Source organism: Saccharothrix sp. S26 (assembly GCF_021390395.1).
In the GTDB taxonomy this organism is placed as follows: Bacteria; Actinomycetota; Actinomycetes; order Mycobacteriales; family Pseudonocardiaceae; genus Actinosynnema.
The window spans coordinates 15,309-32,599 of sequence record NZ_JAJUWT010000031.1; the positions used below are offsets into that span (position 1 = coordinate 15,309).

General features: G+C 71.9%; 15 protein-coding genes and 1 pseudogene. 11 read left to right on the forward strand and 5 right to left on the reverse strand.

The window, feature by feature from the left end; translation table 11 throughout:
• Window positions 1-46 precede the first annotated feature (46 nt).
• The 6 genes from sucC (at window position 47) to purH (ending at window position 6,832) form a co-directional block, all read left to right on the forward strand.
• Window positions 47-1,216, forward strand: coding sequence for an ADP-forming succinate--CoA ligase subunit beta (sucC, locus tag LZG04_RS37630; RefSeq protein WP_233826370.1), 1,170 nt, complete (start codon window positions 47-49; stop codon window positions 1,214-1,216).
• A 2-nt stretch (window positions 1,217-1,218) separates the two neighbouring features.
• On the forward strand, window positions 1,219-2,109 hold the full coding sequence (gene sucD, locus LZG04_RS37635; protein WP_233826372.1) for a succinate--CoA ligase subunit alpha: 891 nt from the start codon (window positions 1,219-1,221) through the stop codon (window positions 2,107-2,109).
• Window positions 2,110-2,293: 184 nt separating this feature from the next.
• Window positions 2,294-2,953 (forward strand): DUF5336 domain-containing protein, encoded by a 660-nt coding sequence (locus LZG04_RS37640; RefSeq protein WP_233826374.1) that lies wholly within the window; start codon window positions 2,294-2,296, stop codon window positions 2,951-2,953.
• A gap of 102 nt (window positions 2,954-3,055) precedes the next feature.
• A complete protein-coding gene (locus LZG04_RS37645; RefSeq protein WP_233826376.1) occupies window positions 3,056-4,561 on the forward strand; it encodes a DUF6350 family protein in 1,506 nt (501 codons plus the stop codon).
• 55 nt (window positions 4,562-4,616) lie between these two features.
• A complete protein-coding gene (gene purN, locus LZG04_RS37650) occupies window positions 4,617-5,252 on the forward strand; it encodes a phosphoribosylglycinamide formyltransferase (RefSeq protein ID WP_267938873.1) in 636 nt (211 codons plus the stop codon).
• Window positions 5,249-6,832, forward strand: a complete 1,584-nt coding sequence (gene purH, locus LZG04_RS37655) for a bifunctional phosphoribosylaminoimidazolecarboxamide formyltransferase/IMP cyclohydrolase (protein WP_233826380.1) — start codon at window positions 5,249-5,251, stop codon at window positions 6,830-6,832. Before purN ends, purH begins: the two co-directional genes overlap by 4 nt.
• 52 nt (window positions 6,833-6,884) lie before the next feature.
• Here the strand turns inward: purH and LZG04_RS37660 are convergent, their stop codons facing one another.
• On the reverse strand, window positions 6,885-7,634 hold the full coding sequence (locus tag LZG04_RS37660; RefSeq protein ID WP_233826382.1) for a hypothetical protein: 750 nt from the start codon (window positions 7,632-7,634) through the stop codon (window positions 6,885-6,887).
• 200 nt (window positions 7,635-7,834) lie between these two features.
• Between LZG04_RS37660 and LZG04_RS37665 the strand changes: the two genes are divergently transcribed.
• Genes LZG04_RS37665 through LZG04_RS37680 form a run of 4 tightly spaced genes read left to right on the forward strand, consistent with a single transcriptional unit; the run spans window position 7,835 to window position 13,697 of the window.
• Window positions 7,835-8,569 (forward strand): hypothetical protein, encoded by a 735-nt coding sequence (locus tag LZG04_RS37665; protein ID WP_233826384.1) that lies wholly within the window; start codon window positions 7,835-7,837, stop codon window positions 8,567-8,569.
• 3 nt (window positions 8,570-8,572) lie between these two features.
• A complete protein-coding gene (locus tag LZG04_RS37670) occupies window positions 8,573-10,189 on the forward strand; it encodes a DNA polymerase Y family protein (RefSeq protein WP_233826386.1) in 1,617 nt (538 codons plus the stop codon).
• On the forward strand, window positions 10,189-10,395 hold the full coding sequence (locus LZG04_RS37675; protein ID WP_233826388.1) for a hypothetical protein: 207 nt from the start codon (window positions 10,189-10,191) through the stop codon (window positions 10,393-10,395). The genes LZG04_RS37670 and LZG04_RS37675 overlap by 1 nt, the downstream gene beginning before the upstream one ends.
• Window positions 10,395-13,697: an error-prone DNA polymerase gene (locus LZG04_RS37680; RefSeq protein WP_233826390.1), complete on the forward strand. Its 3,303-nt coding sequence runs from the start codon at window positions 10,395-10,397 to the stop codon at window positions 13,695-13,697. Before LZG04_RS37675 ends, LZG04_RS37680 begins: the two co-directional genes overlap by 1 nt.
• A gap of 538 nt (window positions 13,698-14,235) precedes the next feature.
• On the opposite strand, the pseudogene LZG04_RS37685 reads toward LZG04_RS37680, so the two are convergent.
• Window positions 14,236-14,829, reverse strand: a pseudogene (locus LZG04_RS37685) (IS5 family transposase); the annotation flags it as partial.
• A gap of 87 nt (window positions 14,830-14,916) precedes the next feature.
• The gene (locus LZG04_RS37690) at window positions 14,917-15,480 is read right to left on the reverse strand and encodes a dihydrofolate reductase family protein (protein ID WP_233826392.1); all 564 of its coding nucleotides are present in this window, start codon (window positions 15,478-15,480) and stop codon (window positions 14,917-14,919) included.
• A gap of 73 nt (window positions 15,481-15,553) precedes the next feature.
• On the opposite strand from LZG04_RS37690, the gene LZG04_RS37695 reads away from it, so the two are divergent.
• A complete protein-coding gene (locus LZG04_RS37695) occupies window positions 15,554-16,144 on the forward strand; it encodes a TetR/AcrR family transcriptional regulator (RefSeq protein ID WP_233826394.1) in 591 nt (196 codons plus the stop codon).
• On the opposite strand, the gene LZG04_RS37700 is transcribed toward LZG04_RS37695, so the two are convergent.
• Both LZG04_RS37700 and LZG04_RS37705 read right to left on the reverse strand, forming a co-directional pair.
• Window positions 16,119-16,412: a DUF3017 domain-containing protein gene (locus tag LZG04_RS37700; protein ID WP_233826499.1), complete on the reverse strand. Its 294-nt coding sequence runs from the start codon at window positions 16,410-16,412 to the stop codon at window positions 16,119-16,121. The two genes, LZG04_RS37695 and LZG04_RS37700, sit on opposite strands and share 26 nt — an antisense overlap.
• Before the next feature lie 19 nt (window positions 16,413-16,431).
• The gene (locus tag LZG04_RS37705; RefSeq protein WP_198932546.1) at window positions 16,432-17,280 is read right to left on the reverse strand and encodes a bifunctional methylenetetrahydrofolate dehydrogenase/methenyltetrahydrofolate cyclohydrolase; all 849 of its coding nucleotides are present in this window, start codon (window positions 17,278-17,280) and stop codon (window positions 16,432-16,434) included.
• Window positions 17,281-17,291: the final 11 nt, after the last annotated feature.

Genomic DNA, 17,291 nt, shown 5'->3' on the forward strand with positions numbered 1-17,291 from the left:
GCACGACATGACGCGGTGTCCGACACCGACGTCGCAGGAGACCCGAGTGGACCTGTACGAGTACCAGGCGAAGGACCTCTTCGCCGCCCACGACGTCCCGGTACTTCCGGGCGACGTGGCGAGCACCCCCGCCGAGGCCAAGGCCATCGCCGAGCGCTTCGGCCAGACCGTCGTGGTCAAGGCCCAGGTCAAGACGGGTGGCCGGGGCAAGGCGGGCGGCGTGAAGCTCGCCGAGACCCCGGACGAGACCGAGGCCAAGGCCGAGGCGATCCTCGGGCTGGACATCAAGGGGCACGTCGTTCACCGCGTGCTGGTGACCCCCGCGTCCGACATCGCCGAGGAGTACTACTTCTCCTTCCTCCTCGACCGCGCCAACCGCACCTTCCTGGCCATGGCCAGCGTCGAGGGCGGCATGGACATCGAAGAGGTCGCCGCCACCAAGCCCGAGGCCCTGGCCAAGGTGCCGGTGGACGCGATCAAGGGCGTCGACCGCGCCAAGGCCGACGAGATCGTGGCCGCCGCGAAGTTCCCCGCCGAGGTGGCCGACCAGGTCGCCGACGTCATCGTGAAGCTCTGGGAGACCTTCGTCTCCGAGGACGCCACGCTGGTCGAGGTCAACCCGCTGGTCCGCGACCCCGAGGGCAAGATCGTCGCGCTCGACGGCAAGGTCACCCTCGACGAGAACGCCTCGTTCCGCCACCCCGGCCACGAGGCGCTGGTGGACAAGCAGGCCGAGGACCCGCTGGAGGCCAAGGCCAAGGCCAAGGGCCTCAACTACGTCAAGCTCGACGGCCAGGTCGGCATCATCGGCAACGGCGCCGGGCTCGTCATGTCCACGTTGGACGTCGTGGCGTACGCCGGTGAGAAGCACAACGGCGTCAAGCCCGCGAACTTCCTCGACATCGGCGGCGGCGCGTCGGCCGAGGTCATGGCCAACGGCCTGGACATCATCCTGCACGACCCCGACGTGCGTTCGGTCTTCGTGAACGTCTTCGGCGGCATCACCGCGTGCGACGCGGTCGCCAACGGCATCGTGGCCGCGCTGGGCATCCTGGGCGACGAGGCCAAGAAGCCGCTCGTGGTCCGCCTGGACGGCAACAACGTGGAGGAGGGCCGCCGGATCCTCGCCGAGGCCAACCACCCGCTGGTCACCGTGGTGGACACAATGGACAACGCGGCCGACAAGGCCGCCGAGCTCGCGGCTGCGGGGGTCTGACGATGGCTATCTTCATCACCAAGGACAGCAAGGTCATCGTCCAGGGCATGACCGGCGCCGAGGGCACCAAGCACACCAAGCGGATGCTGGCCTCCGGCACGAACATCGTCGGCGGCGTGAACCCGCGCAAGGCCGGCGAGAAGGTCGACTTCGACGGCAACGTCCTGCCGGTGTTCGGCACCGTGGCCGAGGCCATGGAGGCCACCGGCGCCGACGTCACCGTGATCTTCGTGCCGCCGGCGTTCGCCAAGGCGGCCGTGATCGAGGCGATCGACGCGGGCATCGGCCTGGCCGTCGTGATCACCGAGGGCATCCCGGTGCACGACACCGCCGCGTTCTGGGCGCACGCCGTGGCGACCGGCAACAAGACCCGGATCATCGGCCCGAACTGCCCGGGCCTGATCAGCCCCGGGCAGTCCAACGCGGGCATCATCCCGGCCAACATCTCCGGCCCGGGCAAGATCGGCCTGGTCTCGAAGTCGGGCACGCTGACCTACCAGATGATGTACGAGCTGCGCGACTTCGGCTTCTCCACCGCCATCGGCATCGGCGGCGACCCGATCATCGGCACCACCCACATCGACGCGCTGGCGGCCTTCGAGGCCGACCCGGAGACCGCGGCGATCGTGATGATCGGCGAGATCGGCGGCGACGCCGAGGAGCGGGCCGCCGCCTACATCAAGGAGAACGTCACCAAGCCGGTCGTCGGCTACGTGGCGGGCTTCACCGCGCCCGAGGGCAAGACGATGGGCCACGCGGGCGCCATCGTGTCCGGCTCGGCCGGCACCGCCCAGGCCAAGAAGGAAGCCCTGGAGGCGGCGGGCGTCAAGGTCGGCAAGACGCCGAGCGAGACGGCCGCCATCATGCGGGAGATCATGGGTTCGATCGGCTGACGCCGATCCGTTCGGGCACTGAGCCGAGGGCCACCTCCTCCGGGAGGTGGCCCTCGGTGCGCATGCGGACGAGTCAATGCGCACATTGGGGGGAACCACGGGAGTCCGGTCGTCGTCGGAGAGTGTGCATCGGCTAGCGTTCTGTCGACCCGAAATCAGTTCCGCAGGTGGAGGAGACCGCATCATGTCCCAGCCGTACGGCGCCCCTCAGCAGCCGCCGGGTCCGGCGCAGCCGGCGGTGGGTGTGAACCTGAACCTCATCCTTCCGCTGGTCGCCGCCGGTCTGGCGCTCATCGCGTACCTGCTCGCGTTCGCCGACGACGTGCCGTCCTCGGAGTACCTGTACGCGGCGGGCGCGCTCGCCGGCCTGTCCGTGCTGCCGAAGGCGCCGAAGGGCCTGCTGTACGCGGCCGTGCCGTTCGCGCTGATCCCCACGCTGGGGCTGCTCCAGGGCCTGATCACCACCGAGGCCGACGTCCAGGGCATGCAGATCGTGCTGCTGATCGTGTCGCTGCTGCTGACCGCGGCCGTCGTGCTGACCCTGCTGCTGGAGACCGGCGTCGTGAAGCTCCAGCCGAAGACCGCCAACGTCTACGGCCAGCCGGGCGGGTGGAACCCGCACTCCGGCGCGTTCCCGCAGCAGGGCCAGCAGCCGCAGCAGTTCGGCCCGCCGTCCGGCCAGTTCGGCCAGCAGGCCCCGCCGCCGCAGGCCCAGCAGCCGAACCAGCCGCAGCCGACGTCCTACATGCCGCAGCCCGGCCAGTTCGGCCAGCCGGGCCAGCCCGGCCAGCAGCCCGGCCAGGGCACGCCGCCCGGCGGGTTCGGCGGACCGCAGCAGGGCTGAGCACGTCGGGGGAGGGGTGGCGCCGCGCTGACGGCGCCACCCCTCTTCGCGTGTCCGGCGCGTCTCGCCCGAACGGCTCACCGCTACTGGGACAGTGGGAGGATGTCGGTGCAGCAAACGACCTCGCACGGCGTCGTGGCGGACTCCGTCCGCCCACCCGAGTTCTCCCGCGCCGAACGGGTGCGCGTGCTCACGATGACCGCCGCCGGGTCGGTGGTCATCGGCTACGCCGGGGTGGCGGCGCTGCTCGCGCTGATCTCCTCGACGGCCGCGCACGCCTCGTTCTCCACCACCGGCGTGCTCACCGCCGCCGCGCCGGGCTGGCTGGTCGCCCACCACGTGCCGCTGCGCTTCGACGGCGGGCAGCTCGGCCTGCTGCCGCTGCTGCCGACCGCGCTGGTGATGCTGCTGGTGTACCGGGCGGCGGCGGGCGCGGCGGACCGGCTGGGGCTGTTCGAGCCGTTGCAGGCGCGGTCGGTGGTGTTCAGCATCGCCGGGGCGCACGCCGCGGTGGGCGGCCTGATCGCGTTCCTGATGGGTGACGAGGGCCCGGTCCGGGCCACGCCCGCGGTGGCGTTCTTCGGGTGCGCGGTGGTGTCCGGGGTGGCCGCGGTCGCGGGCGTCGCGCAGCGCTGCGGCCTGGTGGAGGTCGTGTTCGAGCGGGTCGACCCGGTGGCGCGGCGAGGGTTGCGCGCGGGCGCGATGGCGTTGTTCGCGCTGGCGGCGGCGGGCGCTTCGGTGCTGGCGCTGGGGTTGGCGTTCTCGTGGTCCACGACCGCGGTGCTGTTCGACCAGAGCGGCGGCACCGTCGGCACCGGCCTGGGCATCTGGCTGCTGTGCCTGGCGTACCTGCCGAACGCCGTGGTCGGCGCGCTGTCGTACGTGGTGGGCGCGGGGTTCTCGATCGGCTCGGTGGTGGTGGGGCCGCTGGAGTTCGCCGCCGGCCCGGTGCCCGCCGTGCCGCTGCTGGCCGCGTTGCCGCAGGAGCAGGCGGGCTACCTGCCGCTGGTGCTCGTGCTGCCGGGCGTGATCGGCGTGCTGGTCGGGTTCTCGTTGCGCGACGCGGCCGCGACGCCCCGGGCGAGGGTGCGCGCGGTGCTGGTCGCGGCGGTGACCGCGGGCGTCGGCACGCTGGTGCTGGCGGCGGTGGCCGGTGGCGCGCTGGGCGGCGGGGTGTTCAACCCGGTCACGATCCCGGCCGGGCTGCTGGCCGTGCTCACGTTCGGGTGGACGACCGTGCCGGGCGCGGTGGTGGCCTGGTTCGCCGGGCCGAGGCCGCCGCGCGTGGTGACGCCCGAGCCCGTTGCCGCGGAAGAGCCCGACGAGGGCGACTCCGACGACTCCGGCGTCTCCGATGACGAAGTCGAGTACGACGAGGAAGCGGAAGAGTACGAGGACGAGGTCGAAGAAGAAGAGGACGACGAGGACGACGAGTTCGACCACGAGCTGGACGAGTACGACGACCTCGACGAGCTCGAAGATCCGGAGGAGTTCGAGGACGACTCCGAGCCCGAGCCCGACGAGCCGGGTGACGACTCGGACGACTCCGGCGACTCCGACGACGTGGACCCGGAGCCGGACCCGGACCTGGCCGACAAGCCCCGCTAGGCAACGCCTAGGCTGCTCTTGAGCTGCTGTGACAGTCCCCAGCAAGGAGAGCACGCTGAGCGCCGCGACCACACTCCGGCTTCCCGTCCCCGCCAGGGTCGTCGTCCTCGTCTCCGGTTCCGGCACCCTGTTGCAGGCGTTGCTGGACGCGGCGGCCGACCCCGGATACCCGGTCGAGGTGGTGGCCGTCGGCGCGGACCGCGACGGCATCGAGGGCCTGAGCCGCGCCGAGCGCGCCGGTGTCCCCGCCTTCGCGGTGAAGCTGCGCGACCACGCCGACCGCGACGCCTGGGACGCCGCGCTGGCCGACGCCGTCGAGGCGCACCGGCCCGACCTGGTGGTCTCCGCCGGGTTCATGAAGATCCTCGGACCCGCCTTCCTGGCCCGCTTCGGCGGCCGGATGGTCAACACCCACCCCGCGCTGCTGCCCGCCTTCCCCGGCGCGCACGGCGTCCGCGACGCCGTCGACTACGGCGTGAAGGTGAGCGGCGCGACCGTGCACCTGGTGGACGGCGGGGTGGACACCGGGCCGATCCTGGCCCAGGAAGCGGTCGTCGTCGCCGATGACGACGACGTCGAAAGCCTGCACGAGCGCATCAAGGTGGTGGAGCGGCGACTGCTGGTCGACGTGGTCGCCCGCCTGGCCCGCGAGGGCTGCACCGTGAACGGACGAAAGGTGAGCATCCCGTGACCACTCCTGCCGAGAGGCGACCGGTTCGCCGGGCCCTGATCGGGGTTTCCGACAAGTCGGGGCTGCTGGAACTGGCCACCGGCCTGCACGCGGCCGGAGTCGAGATCGTCTCCACCGGCGGCACGGCGCGCGCGCTGGCCGACGCGGGCGTGCCCGTCACGCCGGTCGAGCAGGTCACCGGGTTCCCGGAGGCGCTGGACGGCCGGGTGAAGACGCTGCACCCCGGCGTGCACGCGGGCCTGCTCGCCGACACGCGCCGCCCCGCGCACGTGGAGAAGCTGCGAGAGCTGGGCATCGAGCCGTTCGACCTGCTCGTGGTGAACCTGTACCCGTTCACGCAGACCGTGGCGTCGGGCGCGTCGCCGGACGAGTGCGTGGAGCAGATCGACATCGGCGGGCCGGCCATGGTGCGCGCGTCGGCCAAGAACCACGCCAGCGTGGCCGTCGTCGTGGACCCGTCGCGGTACTCGTGGGTGTTGGAGCAGGTCAAGGCCGGTGGCTTCACCCTGGCCGACCGGCAAGGGCTGGCCGTGGACGCGTTCCGGCACACCGCGTCCTACGACGTGGCCGTGGCGTCGTGGCTGGGCAACGTGGTCGCGCCGGACGACGAGGGCTCCGGCTTCCCCGGCTGGGTCGGCGCGACGTGGAACCGCAAGCAGGTGCTGCGCTACGGCGAGAACCCGCACCAGCGGGCCGCGTTGTACACGCAGGGCGACGGGCGCTCCGGGCTGGCGACCGCCGAGCAGCTGCACGGCAAGGAGATGTCCTACAACAACTTCGTGGACGCCGACGCGGCGTGGCGCGCGGCGTGGGACCACGAGCTGCCGTGCGTGGCGATCATCAAGCACGCCAACCCGTGCGGCATCGCGGTGTCCCGGGTGGACGGTCCGGGCGCGATCGCCGAGGCGCACCGCAACGCGCACGCGTGCGACCCGGTGAGCGCGTTCGGCGGCGTGATCGCGGTCAACCGCGAGGTGACCGTGGAGATGGCCGAGCAGGTCGCGGAGATCTTCACCGAGGTGATCATCGCCCCGTCCTACGCCGACGGCGCGGTGGACGTGCTCACGCGCAAGAAGAACATCCGCATCCTGGTCGCGCCGGCGCCCGAGCGCGGCGGCGTGGAGCTGCGCGCGGTGTCGGGCGGGCTGTTGGTGCAGACGTCGGACACCATCGAGGCCGAGGGCGACGACCCGGCCAAGTGGACGTTGGCGTGCGGCACGCCGTTGGACGAGGAGGGCATGGCCGACCTGGCGTTCGTGTGGCGGGCGTGCCGGGCGGTGAAGTCGAACGCGATCCTGCTCGCCTCCGGCGGCGCGACCGTCGGCGCGGGCATGGGTCAGGTCAACCGGGTCGACGCGGCCCGGCTGGCGGTGGCGCGCGCCGGTGACCGGGCACGGGGTTCGGTGGCCGCGTCGGACGCGTTCTTCCCGTTCCCGGACGGGCTGGAGGTGCTGGTGCAGGCCGGTGTGCGGGCGATCGTGCAGCCCGGTGGCTCGGTGCGTGACGCGGAGGTGATCGCGGCGGCGGAGGCGGCCGGCGCGACCGTGTACCTGACCGGCACGCGGCACTTCGCGCACTAGGTTCCACACTTCGAGGGGGGCTCTTCGCCGAGTGCGAGGAGCCCCCCTCGCGTTACTCGGAGGTCAGCTCCTCAGCCGCTTTGACGGCCACGGCCTCGGCGTCCTCGAGGGGGAAGCCCGAGTCGGTGAAGAAGCCCTTGTCGTGGCCCTGGTAGCGGATGTTCCACACCACCGTGCCCTTGCGGACCAGCAGGTTGACCTCGGTGAGGTCGGCGGGCGAGGCCGGGATGAGGATCATCGACTCGTCGCCGATGCCGAGGGGCTTGGCCTGCTCGCCGGTGGCGTAGGAGGTGAAGCTCGCGTAGTTGTCGTGCGCCTGGTCGACGTTGCGGTCCTGCTTGTCGGAGAACGTGGTGAAGTCGTAGACGAGGAAGCTGAGGCGGCGCGTGTTCCGGCCGTCCTTGCCCTTGGTCTGCTCCCAGGCGCAGTGGGTCTGCTTCATGCCTTTCTTGGCGTCGGTCGGTGCCTGGACGAGGCGGAAGCTGCTGACGTGCGCCTGCGCCTTCACCTCGTCGCTGAGCGCGCACTGGGCGATGGGCTCCGCGCCGGGGCCGCCGCCGGGTTCGTCGAGGTAGTCGAGGTACATCGTGCCGACCACGCCGGCGAGGACGAGCACGACGACGCCGATCACGATGCCGACGACCAGCCCGGTCCGCTTCTTGCGCGGCGGCGGGCCGTACCCGGCGGGTGGCTGCTGGTAGCCCTGCGGCGGGAAGCCGGGTGGCGGTGGGCCGTGGCCGGGCTGGGGTTGTGGCTGGTGGGGCCACTGCTGCGGGTTCTGCGGGTGCTGAGGTGCGTTCACGGTTCCCCCCGTGGTGCGATCGGTGCGCGCGGAGCAGTCTGCCGGCCACCCGATCGGGGACACCGCCGGCATTGACAGCGGGTGGTTGCTTCGCGATAAGATCACCGTGTCGTTCGAACAGGTGTTCGACAGACAGGTCGCCGAACTTCCCACGGCGATCCGCGCACAGGGGTGCGCGCGGATCAGTGGGAGGAGGGCGGGTGTCCAGGTCGGCAACGGCGACGCTGACCGCGCTCGGGGTAGGCGCGGCGGGCGAGCTGACCACGGCACCGGCTCAGGCCCTGCCGGTTCGCGGGGAACTGGCAGGGCTCCTCCCGTGGGGCGGCCTGCGGCGGGGCAGCACGGTGTCGGTGCGCGGGTCGACATCGTTGCTGCTCGCGCTGATGGCCGCGGCGACAGGCGAAGGGTGCTGGGCGGCCGTGGTCGGCCTGCCGCGGTGCGGGGCACTGGCGGCGGCCGAGTTGGGCGTGGCCGTCCATCGACTCGCCCTGGTCCCCGAACCTGGCCGGGACCAGGGCGAGGTCGAGAAGACCGTGGCCGCCCTGCTGGACGGCTTCGACCTGGTGGCGCTGGCCACCCCGGTCACCGCGGCGACCTCGCGCAAGCTCTCCGCCAGGGCCCGGCACCGCAAGGCGGTCCTGCTGCCGTTCGCCGTCCCGTGGCCCGGCTCCGACGTGGAGCTGACGGCGACCTCCACCCGGTGGACGGGCCTGCACACCGGCCACGGCCTGCTGACCTCCCGCACCGTGACCGTCGAAGCGACCGGCCGAGGCGCGGCCACCCGCCCCCGCCGAACCACCCTGGTCCTGCCAGGCGATAACGAAACCCCACGTCCGGGCCTGGTGTCCCTGCCATCCACCACCCCATCGCCGCCCGGCAACTCACCGCTCCCCGTCGCCGGCCCGTCGTCGTCCGCCACCCCCCGGGCGGTGTGAGGCGTGACCGTTCCCCATTCCGCCGAAGAGGTGAACCCCCTGTACACGCTCGCCGTCTGGTGCCCCGACTGGCCGGTGGTGGCAGCCGCCGCCGAAGCCTCGCTCCCCCCACAACTGCCCGCTGCCGTCGTCGGGGCGGGCGAGGTCGTCACCTGCTCGGCGGTCGCCCGTGCCGAAGGGGTGCGGCGCGGGATGAGGCGGCGCGCGGCGCAGGGGCAGTGCCCCGAGCTGGCCGTCTTCGAGTACGACGAGGTGCGTGACGCCCGGCTCTTCGAGCCCGTCGCGACGGCGGTGGAGGAGCTCGCGCCCGGCATCGAGGTGGTCCGGCCGGGGCTCGTGGTCGTCGCGGCCAAGGGGCCCGTCGGGTACTTCGGGTCCGCCGAGTCGGCCGCCGAGCGCCTGGTCGACCACATCGCGGTCCACACCGGGGTCGAGGCGCAGGTCGGGTTCGCCGACGGGCTGTTCGCGTCCACCCTGGCCGCGCACCGCGGGGTGGTCGTGCCGCCCGGCCGGACCCGCGACTTCCTCGCGCCGCTGGGCATCCACGAACTCGACCAGCCCGCCGAGCGCCGGGAGGACCGGGCCGCGCTGGTCGACCTGCTGCGCCGCCTCGGCCTGCGCACCCTGGGCGCGTTCGCCGCCGTGCCCGAGCGCGACGTCGCCACCCGCTTCGGCCGCGCCGCCGTGCTGGCCCACCGGCTGGCCGCCGGGCTGGAGGAACGTCCCCGGTCACGCCGACAACCGCCACCTGAGCTGTCGGTCACCCGGGAGCTCGACCCGCCGGTCGACCGGGTCGACGCGGCGGCGTTCGCGGCCAAGGCCCTCGCCGAACGCCTGCACGCGCACCTCGCCGACCGCGGCCTGGCCTGCACCCGCCTCGGCATCCGGGCCACCACCGAGAACGGCGAGGAGCTGCACCGGGTGTGGCGCTGCGCCGAGCCGCTCACCCCGCAGGGCATCGCGGACCGCGTCCGCTGGCAGCTCGACGGCTGGCTCACCCGCGGCCGCCTCGACCGGACCGGGCCCACCGCCGCCATCCACCTGCTGCGCCTGGACCCCGAAGAGGTGGTCGACGCCACCGCGCTGCAACTGGGCCTGTGGCCGGGCGCGGGCCGGGACCAGGGCGAGGCGGCCGAACGCGCGGCGCGCGCGATGGTGCACGTCCAGGGCCTGCTCGGGCCGGACGCCGTGCTCACCCCCGTGCTCGGCGGCGGGCGTGGCCCGGTCGAACGGGTGCGGCTGGTGCCGTGGGGCGACGAGCGCGTCCCGGCGGCCGACCCCGACCAGCCGTGGCCGGGGCAGTTGCCCGCGCCGTCGCCCGCCACGGTGTTCGCCGAGCCCGGACCGGTCGCGCTGCTGGACTCCTCCGGCGCGGACGTCGTGGTCACCGGCTACGCCGAGCTGGTCGTGCGGCCGCACCGGATCGTGCACGGCGGCCGGACGCGGCAGGTCGTGGCGTGGTCGGGGCCGTGGCCGGTGGACGAGCGCTGGTGGGACGCGGAGAACGCGATGCGCGGAGCCCGGTTGCAGGTGCTGGGAGCCGCGGCGGACGGCGAGGAACAAGCGTTCCTGCTGATCCGCGCGGGTGGCAAGTGGGCCGTGGAAGGGGTGTACGACTGATGAGCGGTGACTTTCCCGAGCCGGACCGGCGTGGTCTGGCCGAGTGGCTGCACGACCGCGCCGCGTCCGACCGGCGTGACGTGCCGGAGCAGCGCGGTGGACCGGCCTACGTGGTGAGCTCCGGCCGGCTCCCGGCGCGACTGCCGCCACCCGCGCCGGAACTGTCGATCCCGACGCCCCGCCGAGCACCGGACGACCCGCGCTGATGGGCTGGAACAACCCGCCGGTCCGGTGGTCGGAGCTGGAGAGCGCGCTGTCGGGCAAGCCCGCGCCACCCGACGGTGGCGACAGCCCGGCGTGGACGCACCGCCGCGAGCGCTACGAGGCCCCGTCCGACTTCGCGGTCAAGGTGGACGAGCTCGGCTCGACGCGTGCCCGCGTGCCGTACGTCGAGCTGCACTGCCACTCCAACTTCAGCTTCCTCGACGGCGCGAGCCACCCGGAGGAGCTGGTGGAGGCGGCGCAGCAGCTCGGGCTCGACGGGCTGGCGTTGACCGACCATGACGGCATGTACGGCGTGGTCCGGTTCGCCGAGGCCGCCAAGGAGCTCGGCGTGCGCACGGTGTTCGGCACGGAGCTGAGCCTCGGGCTGGGCGCGCCGCAGAACGGTGTGCCCGACCCGGAGGGCGAGCACCTGCTCCTGCTGGCGACCAACCGCGACGGCTACCACGCGTTGTGCCGCACGATCACCACCGGCCAGCTCGCGGACGGCAGCGAGAAGGGGCGGCCGGTGTACCGGCTGGAGGAGGTCGTCGCGGACACCCGCGACGACTGCGTCGTGCTCACCGGCTGCCGCAAGGGCGCGGTGCGGCGGGCGTTGGCGCGGGAGGGGCCGGAGGCGGCGTTCGCGCAACTGCGCAGGCTGGTCGACCTGTACGGGGCCGACCGGGTGTTCGTGGAGCTGACCGACCACGGCTACCCCGAGGACGGCCCGCGCAACGACCTGCTCTGGGGCATGGCGCACGACCTGGGGTTGCCGACCGTGGCGACGAACGCCGTGCACTACGCGGTGCCCGCGCGCGGCCGGCTGGCGGCGGCGATGGCGGCGGTGCGGGCGAGGCGCAGCCTGGACGAGATGGCGGGCTGGCTGCCGCCCGGCCGCACGGCGTGCCTGCGGTCGGGGGAGGAGATGGCCCGCCGGTTCGCCCGGTTCCCCGGCGCGGTGCACCGCTCGGCCGTGCTCGGCCTGCAGTGCCAGTTCGACCTCAGGCTGATCGCGCCGCAACTGCCGCCGTTCGACGTGCCGCCGGGGCACGACGAGAACAGCTACCTGCGTGAGCTGACCTACGAGGGCGCGGCCCGCCGGTACCGCTCGATCGGCGAGAACCCCAGGGCGTACCGGCAGATCGAGCACGAGCTGAAGGTCATCGAGAAGCTGAACTTCCCCGGCTACTTCCTCGTCGTGCACGACATCGTCTCGTTCTGCCGGCGCAACGACATCCTCTGCCAGGGCCGCGGCTCGGCCGCGAACTCCGCGGTCTGCTACGCCCTGGGCATCACCAACGTCGACGCGGTCCGCTTCGACCTGCTCTTCGAGCGGTTCCTGGCCCCGGCCCGCGACGGCCCGCCCGACATCGACCTCGACATCGAGTCCGACCGCCGCGAGGAGGTCATCCAGTACGTCTACCGCAAGTACGGGCGTCGGCACGCCGCTCAGGTCGCCAACGTCATCAGCTACCGCGGCCGGTCGGCGATCCGGGACGTGGCGCGGGCACTCGGCTACTCGGTCGGCCAGCAGGACGCGTGGAGCAAGCAGATCGACCGCTGGGGACCGTTGCGCTCCGCGGTGGAGGAGGGCGGCATCCCCGGCCCGGTGCTGGAACTGGCCGCCGAGCTGGAGAACTTCCCGCGGCACCTGGGCATCCACTCCGGCGGCATGGTCATCTGCGACCGGCCGGTCAGCGAGGTGTGTCCGGTCGAGAAGGGCCGGATGACCGACCGCACGGTGTTGCAGTGGGACAAGGACGACTGCGCCTCCATCGGGTTGGTGAAGTTCGACCTGCTCGGCCTGGGCATGCTGTCGGCGTTGCACTACGCGATCGACCTGGTGCGCGAGCACGAGGGCGTCGAGGTCGACATCGGCGACCTCGACCTGAACGACCAGCGCGTCTACGAGATGCTCCAGCGCGCCGATTCGGTGGGCGTGTTCCAGGTGGAGAGCCGGGCCCAGATGGCGACCCTGCCCCGGCTCAAGCCGCGGACGTTCTACGACCTGGTGGTGGAGGTCGCGCTGATCCGCCCCGGCCCGATCCAGGGCGGCTCGGTGCACCCCTACATCCGCCGCCGCAACGGCAAGGAGCAGTGGGACTACGACCACCCCCTGCTGGAGGGCGCGCTCAAGAAGACCCTCGGCGTGCCGCTGTTCCAGGAGCAGCTCATGCAGATCGCCGTCGACGTGGCCGACTTCAGCCCCGCCGAGGCCGACGAGCTGCGGCGCGCCATGGGCGCGAAACGCTCGACGCACCGCATGGAACGCCTCCGCGAGCGCTTCTACGAAGGGGCCAAGGCCAACGGCATCGACGACGAGCTGGCCGAGAAGATCTACGCGAAGCTGTTGGCGTTCGCCAACTTCGGCTTCCCGGAGAGCCACGCGCTCAGCTTCGCGCACCTCGTGTTCGTCAGCGCCTGGTTCAAGCTCTACCACCCGGCCGCGTTCTGCGCGGCGTTGCTGCGTGCTCAGCCCATGGGCTTCTACTCCCCTCAGTCGTTGGTCGCCGACGCCCGGCGGCACGGCGTGCGCGTGCTGGGGCCCGACGTGAACGCCAGCCTCGCCCACGCCACGCTCGAGCTGGTGGACGGCGAGCAGGCCGTGCGCATCGGCCTGGGCGGCATCCGGACCATTGGGCAAGGGGTCGCGGAAGAGGTCGTGGCACAACGGGAGTCGGGCGGTGGACCGTTCCGGGACATGGCGGACTTCGGCAGCCGGGTCCGCCTGACCACCGCGCAGGTCGAGGCGTTGGCCACGGCCGGCGCGTTCGGCTGCTTCGGCCTGGACCGGCGCGCCGCCCTGTGGTCGGCGGGTGCCGTGGCGAGGATCCGCCCGGACCGCCTCCCCGGCACCGCGGTCGGCACCGAGGCACCCGCCCTGCCCGGCATGGACGAGGTCGAGCTGGCCGTGGCGGACGTGTGGGCGATGGGGTTGTCCCCGGACAGCTTCCCGACCGAGTTCGTGCGTGACCGGCTGACGGCCCTGGGTGCCCTGGCCACCGCGGACCTGGCCGCGGTGCCCGACGGCACCAGGGTGTTGATCGGCGGCGCGGTGACCCACCGACAACGCCCCGGCACGGCGGGCGGGGTCACGTTCCTCAACATCGAGGACGAGACCGGGATGGTCAACGTCGTGTGCACCACGGGCTTGTGGGCCCGCTACCGGAAGGTCGCCCGCACCAGCCCCGCGTTGTTGGTGCGGGGTGTGGTGGAGTCGGCGGAAGGCGTGATCAGCATTCGGGCCGAACGGTTGCAGCAGTTGGACTTGCGCATCCCGTCCCGATCGCGGGACTTTCGTTGAGCTTGCGGAGCACGTGCTCGTTGCCGCCTGCTCACCTGCCGCGTCTGCTCACCGGCTGTCTGCTGCTCGTCTGCTGTCTGCTGCTCGCCGTTTGCCGCCTCGCGCCTCGCGCCTCCTCGTCGACTTGGGCTGCGGCTCCCCGCCTTATGGTTGCGTGCCGTCCGTTTTTCGTTCGCGCCGTCTGTCAGGTGTGCTGGGGTCTCCTTTCTGGCGATTGTTGAGAAGTCGCCAACTTTTTGCGCTCGGCCAACCCGTTGCGGCTCGCCGCTGCCCGGTTTGGTCGGGCTCGATTTGACATGGGGCCCTTACGGGCACTCCAGGCAGGCCAAAGCCGGGCAGGCCTGGCGGATAAAGCGCCCGCCAAGCCTGCCCGGCTTCGACCAGCCTAAAGCACCCGAACCCATGTCAAATCGGGCCTCGGTGGGTGGTGGCGGGTCCGTTGAGGGCGGGTTGGGCGAGTTGGGGGCGGGCGGGTTGGTGGGTGGGTTGGTGGGAAGGTTTGTGGGGAGGCGGTGAGCCAGGGCAGGGTGCGTTCAACGACCCAGCTTCGTGAGGACGGGTGGTCGTGGGCATTGTCGGCGTGCAGTTTGTGAGGGGTGCGGCGGCGGGGCCCCCTCGGGACCGGATCGCCGGGATGGTGCGAACGAGGGTTTGAGGCCGTGGCAGTCGTTGATGGTCGCGCCCGGCACCGCCACGGCGAGCGGGAGGCCGCTGTGGTCGGTCAGGATGTGGTGCTTGGAACTGGGTTTGCCCCGGTCGACCGGGTTGCGGCGACGAAGTCGCCCTCTTTTTCCGGCCCGCACGGTGGCCGTGTCGACCGCCGTGCGGGACCAGTCCACCAGACCCCTGCCGTCCAGTTCGTCCGGCACGGCGCGGTGCAGCCGCCGCACAACCCCGCCTCGGTCCAGGCCAGACACCGGCGGTGCGCGAGTAGGCACGCTCACCCGAACGAGGGCGGTAGGTGCCGCCAGGCGCAGCCGCTGGTCAACACGAACACGATCGCGGTGAACACCGCCCGGTCGTTCACCGGAGTCATCCCGCCGCCCTGACGACGCGGCGTGAACGGCGGGATCAACGGCGCGACCAGCTCCCACAACTCATCGGGCACCAGACGTGAAGCCAACTCGTCCACGAACACGCTCTGAAGCACCCGAACCCAGGTCAAATCGGGCCTTGGTTGGCTGGTTCCGGGTCCGGTGGGGCGAGTCGGTGGGTGGGGTTAGGCGTCGGTTTTGGTGTAGGTGGTGAAGATGACGCCCGTGTCGAAGGTTCTCGTGGTGGCTTTGGTGAAGCGGGTGGTGGGGAAGTCGCCGGCGAAGAGGGGGATCCCCTTGCCTAGCACGATCGGGTGGATTTTCAGGATCAGTTCGTCGATTTCCGGTAGCAAGGTGGCGGCGAGGCGGCCTCCGCCGCACAGCCAGATGCCCAGGCCCGGTTCTTGTTTCAGGTCGCGAACCTTCGGCAGGGGGTCGGCGATCACCTCGACGTCGTCCGGTGTGGTGGTGAGCCTGGTGGAGACGACGTATTGGCGCAGATGTGGATAAGGGCTCGGTAGGCCGCCGGGGACTTGGTAGGTGGCGCGGCCCATGAGGATCGTGTCGAAGGTCTTGTTCTCGGCGTCGATGCCCATGGCCTCGCGGGCCTGGGCGGGCAGGGTGTCGGGGTACTCCTCGTACAGGGCGGTCATGTGGTCGCCTTCGAAGAGGAAGTCGCCGAAGCCGCCCTTCGGGTCGGCGATGAAGCCGTCGAGCGAGGTGGCGGTGAAGTAGGTCAGGGTTCGCATGGTGAGGCTCCTTTGGGGTTCAGTACCACTCTGACTGTAGTACTATGGTTGGAGTGGTTGTCAAGGAGGGATCTTGGTGCGTAACCCGAACAGGCGTATTGCGTTGGTCAACGCGGCCATCGAGGTGTTGGCGCGAGAGGGTGCGCGGGGGTTGACGTTTCGCGCCGTCGACCAGGAGGCGGGGGTGCCCAACGGGACGGCGTCGAACTACTTCGCCAACCGGGACGACTTGTTGCGACAGGTCGGGGAGCACATCCACGTGCGGCTCTCACCCGACGCGCAGCAGTTGGCGGAGACGATGTCCGGACCGCCCGACAAGAGCCTCGTGGTCCGGTTGCTGCAAGAGCTGCTGGAGCGCCTCCAGGTCGACCGCACGGGTTACCTGGCGCTGCTGGAGCTGAGGTTGGAGGCGACCAGGCGCCCCGAACTCCAGGCTGCGCTGACGAAGACGATCAGCGAGAACCTGGAGCAGAACGTCCGCTTCCACCTGGACGCGGGGCTGCCCGGTGACCGCACCACGGTGGTGTCGCTCTACCTGGCGATGAGCGGCCTGATGGTGGAGCGGTTGACGTTGCCCGAAGTGCTGCCCGAGGACCAGATGGCGGAGGTGATCACGGCACTGGTCGACCGGGCGCAGGTCAGCGGTCCAGCGGACCGCCGATGATGGTCATCGCCACGAAGATCACGGCGACGCCCAGGCCCGAGTAGAGCAGGGCGTCCACGCTGCGGCCCCGGATGGCGATCAGGCCCGCCTGCTCATCGGTCACCAGCACGCGCAGCAGCGCGGCGATGAGCAGGGCGAGCCCGATCAGGACCGCGCCCTGCCGCCAGTGGTACTGCACGATCCGGAGCAGGCCCAGGCCGACCACCGCGAGCACCAGCACGAACGGCAGGTGCTTGCCCGCCGCGGACCGCCAGCGCTGTTCCGGCAACAACTCCACCGCTTCCGCCTCAGGCCGTTCGCTCGGCTGCCTCGACCGTGTTGGTCAGCAGCATCGCAATGGTCATCGGGCCCGCGCCACCCGGGATCGGCGCGAGGAAACCCGCCACCTCGGCCACGTCCGGGTGAACGTCGCCCACCAGGCCGGCCTCGGTGCGCGTGATGCCGACGTCGACCACGGCGGCACCGGGCTTGACCATGTCGGCGGTGATCAGGCCGGGGCTGCCGGCGCCCGCGACGACGATGTCCGCCCGCCGCACCTCGGCCGCCAGGTCCTTGGTGCCGGTGTGGCACAACGTCACGGTGGCGTTCTCCGAGCGCCGGGTCAGCAGCAGCCCGATCGGCCGGCCGACCGTCACGCCGCGACCCACCACGGTGACGTTCGCGCCCGACAGCGGCACGTCGTAACGGCGCAGCAGCTCGACCACGCCGCGGGGCGTGGCGGGCAGCGGGGCCTCGTCGCCGAGCACCAGCTTGCCCAGGTTGACCGGGTGCAGGCCGTCACCGTCCTTGCGCGGGTCGATGCGCTCCAGGATCGGGTTCGGGTCGAGGTGCTTGGGCAGCGGCAACTGCACGATGTAAGCGGTGCACGCGGGGTCGGCGTTGAGCTCGTCGATGACCTCTTCGAGCTGCGCCTGCGTGGTGTCGGCGGGCAGGTCGCGGCGGATCGACGTGATGCCGACCTTCTCGCACGCCAGGTGCTTGCCCCGCACGTACGAGTGCGAGCCCGGGTCGTCGCCGACCAGCACGGTCGCCAGCCCCGGCGTCACCCCCCGCTCGCGCAACGCGCCGACCCGCGCCCGCAGGTCTTCGAAGATCGCGTCCCGGGTGGCCCTGCCGTTGAGGATCGTCGCAGTCACGTGCCTCATCC